The 12,855-nt window shown below is 72.3% G+C and carries 13 protein-coding genes and 1 pseudogene (1 of these 14 only partly in view); 7 read left to right on the top strand and 7 right to left on the bottom strand.

The genetic code is table 11. From position 1 onward, the window contains the following. Together ACFFCN_RS09320 and ACFFCN_RS09315 are read left to right on the top strand one after the other, a co-directional pair. Positions 1–1,114: pseudogene (locus ACFFCN_RS09320) on the top strand (MFS transporter) (it extends 361 nt beyond the left edge of the window). Continuing rightward, entirely contained in the window at positions 1,111–1,632 is a 522-nt protein-coding gene (locus ACFFCN_RS09315) for a PaaI family thioesterase (RefSeq protein WP_375490951.1), read from the top strand. The pseudogene ACFFCN_RS09320 and the gene ACFFCN_RS09315 overlap by 4 nt, the downstream one beginning before the upstream one ends. Here the strand turns inward: ACFFCN_RS09315 and egtD are convergent, their stop codons facing one another. The 4 genes from egtD to egtA are packed head-to-tail and all read right to left on the bottom strand — an operon-like array spanning position 1,633 to position 5,890. Continuing rightward, positions 1,633–2,589, bottom strand: a complete 957-nt coding sequence (egtD, locus tag ACFFCN_RS09310; RefSeq protein ID WP_375490949.1) for an L-histidine N(alpha)-methyltransferase — start codon at positions 2,587–2,589, stop codon at positions 1,633–1,635. Beyond that, positions 2,589–3,281, bottom strand: a complete 693-nt coding sequence (gene egtC / locus ACFFCN_RS09305; protein WP_375490947.1) for an ergothioneine biosynthesis protein EgtC — start codon at positions 3,279–3,281, stop codon at positions 2,589–2,591. The genes egtD and egtC overlap by 1 nt, the downstream gene beginning before the upstream one ends. Further along, a complete protein-coding gene (gene egtB / locus ACFFCN_RS09300; protein WP_375491009.1) occupies positions 3,274–4,584 on the bottom strand; it encodes an ergothioneine biosynthesis protein EgtB in 1,311 nt (436 codons plus the stop codon). The genes egtC and egtB overlap by 8 nt, the downstream gene beginning before the upstream one ends. Before the next feature lies 1 nt (position 4,585). Continuing rightward, positions 4,586–5,890, bottom strand: a complete 1,305-nt coding sequence (egtA, locus tag ACFFCN_RS09295; protein ID WP_375490945.1) for an ergothioneine biosynthesis glutamate--cysteine ligase EgtA — start codon at positions 5,888–5,890, stop codon at positions 4,586–4,588. A 222-nt stretch (positions 5,891–6,112) separates the two neighbouring features. On the opposite strand from egtA, the gene ACFFCN_RS09290 reads away from it, so the two are divergent. Both ACFFCN_RS09290 and ACFFCN_RS09285 read left to right on the top strand, forming a co-directional pair. Then, the gene (locus ACFFCN_RS09290; protein ID WP_375490943.1) at positions 6,113–7,459 is read left to right on the top strand and encodes an amidase; all 1,347 of its coding nucleotides are present in this window, start codon (positions 6,113–6,115) and stop codon (positions 7,457–7,459) included. 24 nt (positions 7,460–7,483) lie between these two features. Then, positions 7,484–8,023: a hypothetical protein gene (locus ACFFCN_RS09285; protein ID WP_375490941.1), complete on the top strand. Its 540-nt coding sequence runs from the start codon at positions 7,484–7,486 to the stop codon at positions 8,021–8,023. A 28-nt stretch (positions 8,024–8,051) separates the two neighbouring features. On the opposite strand, the gene ACFFCN_RS09280 is transcribed toward ACFFCN_RS09285, so the two are convergent. Further along, on the bottom strand, positions 8,052–8,537 hold the full coding sequence (locus ACFFCN_RS09280) for a hypothetical protein (protein ID WP_375490939.1): 486 nt from the start codon (positions 8,535–8,537) through the stop codon (positions 8,052–8,054). A 33-nt stretch (positions 8,538–8,570) separates the two neighbouring features. Beyond that, entirely contained in the window at positions 8,571–9,605 is a 1,035-nt protein-coding gene (locus tag ACFFCN_RS09275; protein WP_375490937.1) for a helix-turn-helix domain-containing protein, read from the bottom strand. A gap of 279 nt (positions 9,606–9,884) precedes the next feature. On the opposite strand from ACFFCN_RS09275, the gene ACFFCN_RS09270 reads away from it, so the two are divergent. After that, entirely contained in the window at positions 9,885–10,778 is an 894-nt protein-coding gene (locus tag ACFFCN_RS09270; RefSeq protein ID WP_375490935.1) for a phosphoribosylaminoimidazolesuccinocarboxamide synthase, read from the top strand. A gap of 93 nt (positions 10,779–10,871) precedes the next feature. After that, positions 10,872–11,441 (top strand): NADPH-dependent FMN reductase, encoded by a 570-nt coding sequence (locus ACFFCN_RS09265; RefSeq protein WP_375490933.1) that lies wholly within the window; start codon positions 10,872–10,874, stop codon positions 11,439–11,441. Positions 11,442–11,453: 12 nt separating this feature from the next. Here ACFFCN_RS09265 and ACFFCN_RS09260 read toward each other — a convergent pair whose 3' ends face one another. Further along, positions 11,454–12,479: a L,D-transpeptidase gene (locus tag ACFFCN_RS09260; protein ID WP_375490931.1), complete on the bottom strand. Its 1,026-nt coding sequence runs from the start codon at positions 12,477–12,479 to the stop codon at positions 11,454–11,456. 135 nt (positions 12,480–12,614) lie between these two features. Here ACFFCN_RS09260 and purS point away from each other — a divergent pair, with 135 nt between their 5' ends. Further along, entirely contained in the window at positions 12,615–12,848 is a 234-nt protein-coding gene (purS, locus tag ACFFCN_RS09255; RefSeq protein ID WP_375491007.1) for a phosphoribosylformylglycinamidine synthase subunit PurS, read from the top strand. Positions 12,849–12,855: the final 7 nt, after the last annotated feature.

Raw genomic sequence — 12,855 nt, 5'->3', positions numbered from 1 at the left:
CGCGTCGCGGGCGGCGCAGGGGATTGCCGGGGCGCTGCTGACGCCGGCCAGCCTCGGCCTGGTGGTGGCGTCCGTGCCGCCCGAGCGACGGGCACGAGCCGTGCGGATCTGGGCGGCCACCGGAGCGGTCGCTGCCGCGCTCGGGCCGGCGGTCGGCGGCCTGCTCGTGTCGGCGTCCTGGCGCTGGGTCTTCCTCGTCAACGTGCCGATCGGCCTCGTCGCGCTCGCCGCTGCCGCCTGGTTCGTGCCGCGCTCGCGCGACGAGTCCGTCGCCCGCATACCCGATGTGCTGGGTGCCCTGCTGCTCGCGCTCAGCATCGGCGCACTGACGCTCGGCCTCGTCGAGGGTCCGTCCTGGGGATGGGGCAGTGCGCGCGTCGACACGGCATGGGCGGTCAGCGCGGTCAGCCTGCTCGGCTTCGTCGTCTCGTCGGCACGGCACGAGACGCCGGTCGTGGAGCCGGCGCTGCTGCGGGTGCGCCCGTTCGCCTGGGCCAACGTCACTGCACTGCTGTTCGGTGCGCCGTTCGCCGCGGCGCTGCTGACGAACATCCTCTGGATGCAGCACGTGTGGCACTACTCGGCGATCCGGGTCGGCTTCGCCGTCGCGCCCGGGCCGCTGATGGTGCCGATCTTCGCCGCCGTCGCGCACCGGCTCTCGGCGCGCATTCCGGTCGGCATGCTCGTCGCGGCCGGTTGCGTTCTCGTCGGGGCCGGCTCGGTGCTCACGTCCCTGCGCGTCGGTGCCCAGCCCGCGTACGCGACGACGGTGCTGCCCGGGTGGCTCGTCGGTGGTGTCGGTGTCGGGCTCGCGCTGCCGTCGATCCTGTCGTCGGCGACGGCCGACCTGCCCGCCGCCCGCGCCGCGACCGGCAGCGCCGTCGTGAACATGAGCCGGCAGGTCGGCACCGCACTGGGCGTCAGCCTCGTCATCGCCGTGCTCGGCAACCCGGTCGGTTACGCCGCCGCCCACACGGCGTTCCGGCACACGTGGTGGGCGCTTGCCGCCGTGGCCGGACTCGCCGCGATCGCGGCGCCGGGCATGTCGGCGCAGCGGGCCGCGCAAACCGAACCGGAACCGGTGCTCGCCGGCGAACCGGTGCGTGCGCGATGAGCGCGGCGGAGCAGCCGTGGGGTGACGAACGCAGCAAGACCGTCACCTGGCACGACCCGATGGTCGGCGCGCGGGCCATGACCGCGATGTCGGGCATGGAGTACCTGCGGGCCATCGCGGACGGCGCCCTGCCGCCGGCGCCCATCGCGCAGCTGTTCGGCGCACGCATCACGTCGATCCGCGAGGGTGAGGTGGTATTCCACTGCGTTCCGGACGAGTCGGCGTACAACCCGATCGGTGCGGTGCACGGCGGGTTCATGTGCACGCTGCTCGATTCGGTCGTCGGCTGCGCGGTGCAGACGACGCTGCCGGCCGGTACCGGTTACACCAGTTTGGAGATCAAGGTCAGCTACCTGCGTGCGGTGCGGGCGGGGGAAGAGCTGATCGCGGTGGGCCGGGTGACGAAGCCCGGACGCCGTGCGGCCTTCGCCGAGGGCGAGATCCGCGATGCGCAGGACCGCGTGGTCGCGACCGCGACCACGACCTGCCTGATCTTCGCGCTGCCTGCGCCGGCCTGATCAGGCGGGGACGGACAGCGAGACGGCGAAGTCGCCGGCCGGGTCGGTCCACCATTGCCTGAGCCGCAGGCCGGCGGCATCGAGTTCGCGCTCGACGCGTTCGCGGCGGAACTTCGCCGAGATCTCGGTGCGGATCTGCTCGCCGCGCGCGAACGGCACGTCGAGGTCGAGCGCGCGCACGTGCACGACCTGCTCGCGCAACGACTCGAGGCGCATCTCGATCCACTCGTCCGCCGCGTCCCACACGGCACGGTGTGCGAACGCGTCGAGATCGAAGTCGGCGTCGAGGTCGCGGTTGACCACGGTCAGGACGTTCTTGTCGAACGCCGCGGTGACACCGGCCGCGTCGTCGTAGGCGGCGACGAGCCGCTGCGGTGACTTGACCAGATCGGTGCCGAGCAGCAGCGCGTCACCGTCGGCCAGCGTGGCGCGCACATCGGCGAGGAAGCGGGCCCGCTGTGCCGGGTCGAGGTTGCCGATCGTCGAGCCGAGGAAGGCCAGCAGCCGCCCCGGGTGCCGCGGCAGCCGGCCGAGGTGCTGCTCGAAGTCACCGACGATCGGGGACACCTCGACGCCCGGGAACTCGGCCGACACCGCGGCGCTCGCGTCCTTGAGCACCGCCGGGTCGACGTCGAAGGGCAGGAACCGCTCGAGCGTGCCGGCGTCGCGCAGCGCCTGCAGCAGCAGCCGGGTCTTCTCCGACGTGCCGCTGCCGAGCTCGACGAGGGTGCGCGCGCCGGTCGTTGTCGCGATGTCCGCTGCGTGCGCGTCGAGGATCGCGCGCTCGGCGCGGGTGGCGTAGTACTCGGGCAGCCGGGTGATCTCGTCGAACAGCTCGCTGCCGCGCGCGTCGTAGAAGTATTTGGGCGGCAGCGTCTTCGGCGTGGCCGTCAGCCCGGCGCGCACGTCGATGGCGAGCTGTTCGGTGAGCGCACCCGGGTCGAGGTAGATCTCCATCACGTCTCCAGGTCGGTGACGGTGACGCCGGCCGGCGTCACCTCGATCGAGTGGTGGTCGGGCACGTCGACCCAGCGCGGGTCGTCGTCCCACGGCTCGGACGCCACGACGACGCCGTCCGGCTCGACGAGGTAGCTCAGCTCGTCGCCCCACGTGACGCCCAGGACGCGGGTGCCGTCGGTGAGCAGCACGGACAGGTACGCGTCCGGGTCGTCGTGCGCGACGGCGCGCAGCGTGTCGACGACGTTGCCGGCGCCGCGGTGGAAGACGTGCGCGGCAAGGAGTGCGGAATCGCAGATCGACTCGGCGTCGCTCTCGCGCGGCAGCACGGCGCGCTCGACGCGGCCGTTGTGCGAGAGCAGCCAGCGGCCGTCGGTGAACGGTGCCGCAGCGGCTTCGTCGATCGGCATGCCGACGGTGGCCGAGCGCACTGCGGCGAGCACGGCGCCGGACGACAGCGCCGGGGACACCGACGCGAACGAGGCATCGCCCCACAGCGGGCGCGCCGAGCGCCAGCGCCGCGGTGCCGGGTCGTCCGCAGGATAGAAGCCGACGCCCCAGCCGTCGGCGTTCACGACGCCGCGCTTCTGCCGCCGTGGCGCGTAGCTCTGGTGCGCCAGACCGCACGGCGGGTCGAGCACGAGTGAGGCCACCGATCGTGGTGCGCCGAGCCAGGCCAGATGTCTACACACCGGCGTCCGCCGGCACGTCGTAGGCGAGGCGGAAGCCGGTGAAGATCTGCCGGCGGATCGGCAGATCCCAGTTGCGGAACGACGGACGCACCGCGTTGCCGCCGACCGCCCACGACCCGCCGCGCAGCACGCGGAACTCGTCCGGCTTGCCGAAGAACGGTGCGCTGTACTGCCGGTAGAGCATCGGCGCGAAATCCGGCCACGGGTCGAAGGACGACGACGTCCACTCCCAGACGTCACCCATCAGCTGTTCGACGCCGTAGGCCGACGCGCCCGCCGGGTACGCGCCGATGGTGGCCGGGCGCAGTGCCGCACCGCCGAGGTTCGCGAGCGCCGGCGTCCAGTCCGATTCGCCCCACGGCCAGCGACGGCGGCGGCGCAGGGCTGGGTCCCAGACGCACGCCTTCTCCCACTCCTGTTCGGTCGGCAGCCGCGCGCCGGCCCAACGCGCGTAGGCCTGCGCCTCGAAGAAGCACACGTGCTGGACCGGCTCGTCCGCCGGCAGCTCCTCGACGATGCCGAACCGCCGCCGCGACGCGTTGTCGGCGCTCCAGAACTGGGGCCGTTCGAGCCCGGTCTCGGTGCGATGTGTCCAGCCGGCGTCGGACCACCAGCGGGTTTCGTCGTAGCCGCCCGCCTCGACGAAGCGGCGGTACGCGGCGTTGGTCACGGGCACCCGCCCGATCCGGAACGCCGGCAGGTGCACGACGTGCGCCGGGCGTTCGTTGTCCAGCGAGAACGGCTCGTCCGCGGCGTCGACGCCGAGCACGAACTCGCCGGCGGGCACCAGCACCGAGTCGTGCGGAACCGCACGGCCGGCCGGCAGCGGCGCGCCCGCGCCGAGCAATGCCTCGCCGTCGCGCAGCTGGTGCGTGGCGAGCATCGTCTCGACGTGCATCTGCTCGTGCTGCTCGACCATCGCGAACGGGAACAGCTCGTCCTCGGGTGCGGCGTTGAGCGCGTCGAGGACGCGGCCGCGGACGTCGCCGAGGAACCCGCGCGCCTCGTCCGGCGTGAGCAGCGGCAGCGTGACGCGCTCGGCGCGCGGGTGCTCGAAGGCGTCGTAGAGCTTCTCGACGGCACCCGGCAGCACACCCTGCGCGCTCGCGTCGCCGGCGCGCAGCAGCCAGAGGTCCTCCTGCTGGCCGATGTGCGCGAGGTCCCACACCAGCGGGCTCATCAACGGGCTGTGCTGACGGGTCAGCTCGGCGGTGTCGAAGGCGGTGAGCCGCTCGGTGCGCACCCGGGCGTCGGCCAGCCCGCGCGCGGTGGCTTCGCGGGTCGGGGTTTCGCGGGTCGGGATGTCAACCACGGTGGTCCTCCTCCGTTGCCGCGGCGAGCAGCGCGGCGAGCGGGCCGTCGGCCTCGATGCGTTCGCGCACCTCGTCGCCCGGGGTGCGGCCACCGGCGAGCAGTTCGGCAAAGGCCTCGGCGTCGCGCCGGTGCACCTCCGGCACGCGGGCGGCGGCCGTCTCGACGCACTCGAGCACGGCGGCCCGGATCGCGGGGTCGGACAGGGCGTCGCGGGCCGCGGCGGCGCGCAGGTCCCGGATCGGTGCGGCCACCCGGGCCGCGCAGTCCCCGGCGACCGGGTCCTCGATCAGCGTGACGGCGACCGCGGTCAGCGCGGGCAGCCAGCGGTCGGGTACTGCGTCCAGACATCGGATCTCGACGTATCCGCGCGGGCGCACCGGCGGGAAGAGCGTGGTCAGGTGGTAGTCGACGTCGGCGACGGTGGGCCGCCGCGGCATCGACGCGCTGCCGTCGAGCCAGGCGGCCAGGGGCACGCGGGTACGCATCGGCACCGCGTCGGCGCCGTCGCGCAGCAGCATCACCGGGGCGTGCAGCGCGTAGGTGGCCCACGCGTCGGCCGGGTCGTCGCCGGAAACCGGGTCGCTGCGGCTGTGGTCGATGCCGTGCCACGCCTGCTGGCGCATCGACTGCCAACCCGATGCGCGGCCGCCGAGGTAGGGCGAACACGCCGACATGGCGATGAACAGCGGGCCGAGGTCGCGGATCCGGCCGAGCCGCTGCGCCCAGCCGTCGGCCGGTCCGGCGTCGACGTTGAGCTGCAGGGCTGCGGTGGCCGACATCATCGCGCGTCCCGGTTCCAGGCAGCCGAGCGCGTCGAAGTGCTGTTCCATCGCGGCGTAGCGCGCGCTCGGGTTGATGCGCTGCACGGGACGTGCCGGATCGGCACCCAACGACGCGGCGCCGAAGCCGGCCGAGCGCAACGCCGACGTCAACGCCTCCCGGTCGGCCTGCAGGCCGGCGATGGCGGTGCTGACGTCGGGAGCCGGTGGTGCCGACAGCTCGATCTGTCCGCCGGGTTCGAGGGTGATCGCGCTGCCGCACGGCATCGGCGGGAGGCCGGACGTCAGCTCGACGACCTCGGGCCACGACGGGCGGCTGCCGGGATCGGCGAGGTCGACGAGGTGCATCTCGAGCTCGAGCCCGACACAGCTGCCGGGCGTCGTACCGGTGGGCTCGCGCAGTGCGGTGCCGGCGATGTGTGCGCGTGCGGCGGCCACCGCGGTGCGCGGGTCGTGCAGTGTTGCGTCGAGGCTGTCTTCCCGTTCGGGTGCAGCTGGGACGTACTGAGCGGTCATCCGCCCCCTCCAGGTCCGGACCGGCCAGGTCGTGGCCGCGGGTCGGTGCGGGGGCGGGTGGTTCGGGTTGGAACGCAGCCCGTCCTCGTCGTGCACCTCATTCCTACGCGCCCGGTCCGACAACGCCAAACGATTCAGAGCGTGTTCATCACATGATCATCAAGTGAAGCGGTTCACGTCGGGGCAGGTGCGTCCGCAGCGGGGCGGCTAGCGTCTGGAGGCATGCACCCGGTTCCGCGCACCGCCGTCGAGATCGCCGCCGCCGTCCGCGACGGTCGGCTGACCGCGCGGCAGGCCGTCGAACACGCGCTGCAGCGGATCGAGGACGTCGACCACCGTTTCGCCGCCTACCAGGAGGTGCGCGCCTTCGCCGCGCTGCGCGAGGCCGACGCCGTCGACGCGCGCGCCGACCTCGCGGACCTGCCGCTCGCGGGGGTGCCCGTCGCGATCAAGGACAACGTCCCGGTCACCGGCGAACCGATGCGCAACGGCAGCGAGGCCACCGACCCGACGCCGCAGACCCACGACCACGAGGTGGTGCGCCGCTTGCGCGACGCGGGCGCGGTCGTCGTCGGGCTGACCCGCGTGCCGGAGTTGTGCATCTTCGGCGCCACCGACTCGGCGTTCGGCGTCACCCGCAACCCCTGGAACCCGAAGCGCACGCCGGGCGGCTCGTCCGGCGGATCGGCGGCCGGGGTGGCCGCCGGCACGGTGCCGATCGCGCACGGCAACGACGGGATGGGCTCGATCCGCATCCCGGCCGCGTGCTGCGGGCTGGTCGGCATCAAGCCCGGACTGGGCGTCGTGCCGGCAGAACTCGGCAACGGGTCGTGGTTCGACATGGCCGAGAACGGCCCGCTGGCCACCACCGTCGACGACGCGGCGTTGATGCTGTCGGTCCTCGCCGACCGACCGGGTCTGGCGCGCCGCACCTCACCGGGGACGCTGCGGGTCGCGGTCTCGACGAAGGTGCCCGCCCCGGGCACGCCGCTCGACCGCCACTGGCGCGCGGCAACCCGCGAGACTGCCGACCTGTTGAGCGCAGCGGGGCACACGGTGGCACGCAGCGATCCGCCCTACGGTCAGCTGCTCAGCCTGCGGTCGATGGCTCGGTGGACGGCCGGCACCGCCCGGGACGCGCAGCTGGTGCGTGACCCGGCCCGGTTCGCCGTGCGGACGGCCCGGCACGCGGCGCTCGGCCGTGCTGTGCTGGCGGCGCGGCTGCCGCGCGAGCACGGCCGGCGCCGTTGGCAGCACAACGTCGAGACCTTCTTCGCCGACCACGACGTCCTGCTCACGCCGGCGCTGGCGCAGCCGCCGCTGGAGGCCAAGGCGTGGGCCGCCCGCGGGTGGCTCGCCAACGTCTGGTCGAACGTGCGGTACGCGCCGTTCGCGGCGCCGTGGAACGTCGCCGGTTGGCCGGCGATGACAGTGCCCGCCGGCCTGGCGCCGGACGGTCTGCCGCTCGCCGTCCAACTCGTCGCGAAGCCGGGTGCGGAGAGCCAGCTCATCGCGCTGGCCCGCGAACTCGAAGATGCACGGCCCTGGCCGCGGACAGCGCCCGCCTGACGCAGTCGCCGCAATCAATTTCAGGTGCCGTCTACCTACGCCGATACACAGGACATGCGCTACGTGTGGCTGGCTGCCCGCATCTTCGTCCTGGGTGGGGTGCTGTTCGGGCTGATCTTCGGGTCAGTCCGCCACGACGTGAGTGTCGGGGTGATCGGCGGGGTGGTCTTCGGGCTCGTCATGGCTACGGTGCTGACCGCCACCAGCGCGGCACGCACCCGTTCGGACGCCACGCTGCGCACCCGACAGGCAGCTGACGTCGTCACCGAGCTGTCGGTGGACGAGGCTCGCGCACACTTGCTCGGCGCCCTGCAGACCATGCGCGCAAAGATCGGGCAGGTCGATCAATGGCACATCCGCGCCCGGACCCGGGCCAGCTGGGTGTCCTGGGGAGAGATCGTGACGGCGCAGCTGTCCGCGCCCGACGGCGCCGTGGTGGTCCATCTGACCAGCAGACCGTGCGTCCGGACGGCCATCACCGACTACGGCAAGAATGCAGAAAACGTCCGGCGGCTGGTGGCTGCGCTGCCGCCGCAAAGGCCATCCCAGGCGGAGATGCGCTGACGGGCATGTGGCCGGCGCGGTCAGCGCATCATCCAGGGCTTTCGACGTCGCGCAGCCCGTCGTCGGTGGTCGGCTCCACGGTGTCCACGGTGGCGCGGTCCGGGCGCACCTCGTCCGCCGGACCCGCCGCGCGGGTCGCGGGGCGGCGCGCCGGCTCGACCCGCGCGAGCGTGTGCATGCGGACGTCGGCCACCACCCGCTCCGCCGCCAACTGACGGCGCATGGTCTTGATCGTCTGGTCGTAGACGAAGCGCGCGGTGATCCCGGGCACCAGCGAGCCCGCGATGCCGGCCAGCCGGCCGCGGGTGCCGGCCAGTTCCACGACGTTGAGGATCTCGACGGAGATGACCCGTCGGGTCCCGGTCGGCGACACCGACCGCGCCAGCGCGCCGTCGAGCGCGTTGCCGAGACGCGGATCCGGCCGCGGTTGCGGAGGTGGGCGCAACCGCGCGTAACCCAACGCGCCGAACGCGGCGAGGTTCGTCACCACCAGCACGATCACGGCCACCAGCACCGTGCGGACGCTACCGGCGCCGTGACCGGGACATCACCCGGACGGCTGACCAACGCCCGGCGGTGCGTCGAGCGGCGCGGCATGGCCGGATCGGGCGGCGATCACGCCTGCCTGGAAGCGGCTGTTCGCGCCGACCGCGGACATGTAGTCGGCGATGTGCCGGCGGCAGGTACGCACCGAGATCGACAGCCGGCGCGAGATGGCCTCGTCCTTCTCACCCTCCGCCATCAGGCGCAGGATCGCGGCGCGGGTGCTGTCGAGTTCGACCTCGGCGTCCGCGGGCCGGTCCACGACGTCGGCCAGCGGCGTTGCCTGTGCCCACAGCTGCTCGAACGTCGCCACCATCCAGGCGATGACGCTGGCCGCGCGCACGACGGCGAGACTGCGCTGCGCCTGCGGGTCGGTCTCGTCGGGCAGCGGCAGCAGCGCAACCCCGCGGTCGACCACGAGACTGCGGCCCGGCACCGAGCCCGCAATGCGGATGCGGGCCCCGCTGTCGGCCAGTGCGTCGAGGTGTGCGCGGGTCGCGCGGTCACGCAGCGCGCTGTGCTGGTAGATGGCGCGGGTCTTGGGGCCGCGGTCGGTCGGGTAGCGGTTCAACGCCATGCCGCGCTCGTCGAGCACCCGCCCCGGCGCCACCGAGAGCAGTTCGAACTCGCACTGCTCGGCGTAATGCAGCATCGTCGTCGTGATCGAACCGCCCTCGGACGCGTCCACGATGTCGACATTGCCGTCGCCCTCGACCTCGGCGAGGACGTCGTTGTAGTCCGGGACCAGCCGGCGGATGGTGTCGCGACGCTGCTCGAGCGCGGCGCGCCGCGCAGCGATCTCCAGGTCCTCGACGCCCAGCACGGTGGCCTCGGCGACCATCGGGCTCACCGCGGTCAGGGACTCGCCGCCGTCGATACGCAGCAGCCCCATGTCGGCCAGCCGCGCCACCGACTTGTCCAGTTCCTGCGCCGGCTGCGGCATGGCCTCGACGATGTCCGGGAGCGGAGTGTCCGGTGCGCGCAGCACGGCGCGGTACAGCGCGACGTCCTGTTCAGCCAGTTCGTCGCTATCGCTCATCCGCCGCCGTCCGCAGGTTCATGCCATACAGGTAGCTGCCAGTTCCTAGCCCTGGATTCGGGCCGCGCGCGCTGATCATATGATCTGCGGATGGCATCGGCGCGTCGAGCGCTCGATGCTGCCGGGAGGACGATGCCGCGGTCACAGTCCTGGTGGTCCGGCGGCTTTCGCCGATCTCGCAGTTGACGCACAGCAGCGGCCGCTGTTCACGGCGGCCGGCGTCACGGCGGGATCGGCGCGTACCCCCATCCGCGCCGGTCGGTCTGCGACCATGGGGACGTGCCCGTACTCAGCGCACCACCCGGTCTCGCCCACCTCAACAGCGGCAAGGTCCGCGACCTGTACCGCAGCGCCGACGGCCGGCTGGTCATGGTCGCGAGCGACCGCATCTCGGCTTTCGACTTCGTGCTCGAGAGCACCATCCCGGACAAGGGGCGGGTGCTCACCGCGATGACCGCGTGGTGGTTCGAGCAGCTCGCCGACGTCGTGCCGAACCATCTGCGCGCGCTCGAAGACCCGATCGTGCCGCCGCAGTGGCGTGGCCGGGCGATGGTCTGCGAGGCGCTGGACATGGTGCCGGTCGAGGCCGTCGCGCGCGGCTATCTCACCGGCTCGGGGCTGTTGGATTACCGGGCTAGCGGGGCGGTGTGCGGCGTGTCCCTGTCGCCCGGCCTCGTCGACGGTGACCGGTTGCCCGAGCCGATCTTCACGCCGGCGACGAAGGCGGCGCTCGGCGACCACGACGAGAACGTCGACTTCGCCGCCGTCGTCACCGCCGTCGGCGCCGCGACCGCGGAGCAGGTGCGCGACCTGACGCTGCGCATCTACCGGCGCGCAGCGGACATCGCGGCGCAACGCGGCATCCTGCTCGCCGACACCAAGTTCGAGTTCGGTCGCGACGCTGCAGGTGAGCTCGTGCTCGGCGACGAAGCGCTGACCCCGGACTCCTCGCGCTTCTGGCCGGCCGACGACTGGCGGCCCGGCCGTCCACAGGCCAGCTTCGACAAGCAGTACGTGCGCGACTGGTTGCTCGGTGCCGAGTCGGGGTGGGACCGCGCGTCCGGAGCGGCCCCGCCGCCGCTGCCGGCCGACGTCGTCGCGGCGACCCGGGCGCGTTACATCGAGGCCTACGAGCGGCTCACCGGCCTGCGCTTCGCGGACTGGCCGGGCTGAGCAGGGTGTGACGCGGCGCACAGCCTGGAAGTTGACGCGTCAACCGGGCGTTGACGGGGGGTGACGGAGCCCGCCACCGAGAGGACGCCCACAGTGAAACTGCTCGTCGTGATCGCCAGCACCCGCCCCGGCCGGGTCGGCAAGCCGGTCGCCGACTGGTTCGTCGACCAGGCGCGTGCGCACACCGCGTTCGACGTCGAGGTCGCCGACCTCGCCGAGCTGGCGTTGCCGCTGCTGGACGAGCCGAACCACCCGCGGCTGCGCCGGTACGAGCACGAGCACACCAAGCGGTGGAGCGAGATCGTCGACCGCGCCGACGCCGTCGTGTTCGTCATGCCGGAGTACAACCACAGCTTCAACGCCGCGCTGAAGAACGCGATCGACTACCTGCACCACGAGTGGGCGTACAAGCCGGTCGGGCTCGTCAGCTACGGGGGAGTATCCGGCGGCATGCGGGCGGCGAAGGCGCTGCTGCCGGTGCTGCAGCCGTTGCGCACCCTGCTGGTCGCCGACAGCGTGCTCATCCCGATGGTCGGCTCGATGATCGACGACGGGGTCTTCCAGCCGAACGAGATCGTCGCCGACTCGGCGAAGCCGATGCTGGACGAGTTGGCGACCGTCGCCCAGGCCACTCAGTCGTTGCGTAAGCAGCACGCAGCCTGACGATCCGACGGGTCAGGTCTTGCCGACGTACCCGCCGGTCAGCCACTGCGACCACGGCACGTTCCAGTCGCCGTAGCCGGCGCCGATGGTCATCTTCGGGCCGTTGGCGTCCGGGTAGCGGACGACGTCGCCGACCTCGAGCTCGTTGTAGAGCGTGTTGGCGTTGCGCGGCAGCAGGTTCGTGCAGCCGTTCGAGGAATTGATGCCGTTCTCGATGTGCGAGATGTTCCACGGCGCCGAGTGCAGGTACTCCCCGCCGTAGGTCAGGCGCTGCGTGTACTTGATCCCGCACTCGTGATAGCCGGGGCCGCTCATGCAGATGCTCAGCCCCTTCTCCATGACCACCTTCGTGCCGCGCGCCGTCGGCGTGTTCCGCGCGCCCAGCGACACCGGGTAGGTGGCGACCTTCTTGCCGTCGGTGACGAGCGTGATGTTGTGCTTGCGGTTGCTGACCGTGAGCACGTGGGACGCGCCGGTGGTGAAACTCGAGGTCAGGTTGTCGTCGAAGGCGTAGCCGTTGCCCGCCGAGAGACCCTTGGCCTTGATGCCCACCTGGATCGACGAGTGCGCCGGCCAGTACCCGGGCAGTCGCAGATCACCTTCGACCGGGTACCCGGCCACGCCGGTCAGCGGTTCGAAGAACCAGCGCGCGCCGGTAACCGGCTTGTTGTTGATGGTCACCGTGGTCGCCTTCTGCAGCGCCGAGGCGTCATTCACCTTGCGGGAGAAGAAACCGATCACCGGGATGCCCACGCCGAACTGCGAGCCGTCACTGAACTTCAGCCCGATGTGCACCGGCTTGAGCTTCGGCTTCGCCGTCGACGTGCTCGGGGTGGGCGTCGGGGGAGTAGCCGACGCGCTCGGGTTGACCGAGCTGATCGTGCTGGACGGCGAGGTGGGCGGCGTGGCCGACGCGGAGTGTCGGGCGGCGGCCGATGCCGTGCATGCGCTCAGCGCGACGGCGGCGCAGCCGAGCACGGCCACGGCGAGCGGCAGGCGGCGGACACGGTCGAATCGGCGCAGTTGGCGTTGGGGCACACCACAAGGTCGCACATTTGCGCGGTTATGTCCGCGAGGACCGTCAGCTCGCCCACAGCCAGGGCTCGGCGCGCCGGCCGTCGCCCTCGGTAGGGTTGCCGGACTGCCTGACCCGACCGAGCTTGTGAGGTGCGCGTGGCTCGCGTGTTCGTCGACGTGGTGTTGAAGCCGGAGATCCTCGACCCGCAGGGTCAGGCGATCGTCGGTGCGCTCGAACGCCTCGGCATCGACGGCGTCCACGACGTCCGGCAGGGCAAGCACTTCGAGCTCGAGGTCGAGGACGGGCTGGACGACGCCACCGTCACCCGACTCGCCGACACGCTGCTCGCGAACCCGGTGATCGAGAACTTCACCATCCACCGCCCCTGACCCAACC

Origin of the sequence: uncultured Jatrophihabitans sp. (assembly GCF_964246335.1) — a bacterium.
In the GTDB taxonomy this organism is placed as follows: Bacteria; Actinomycetota; Actinomycetes; order Mycobacteriales; family Jatrophihabitantaceae; genus Jatrophihabitans.
Note: the sequence above shows the minus strand (reverse complement) of the source record. Positions and strands in the feature narration are given on the sequence as shown.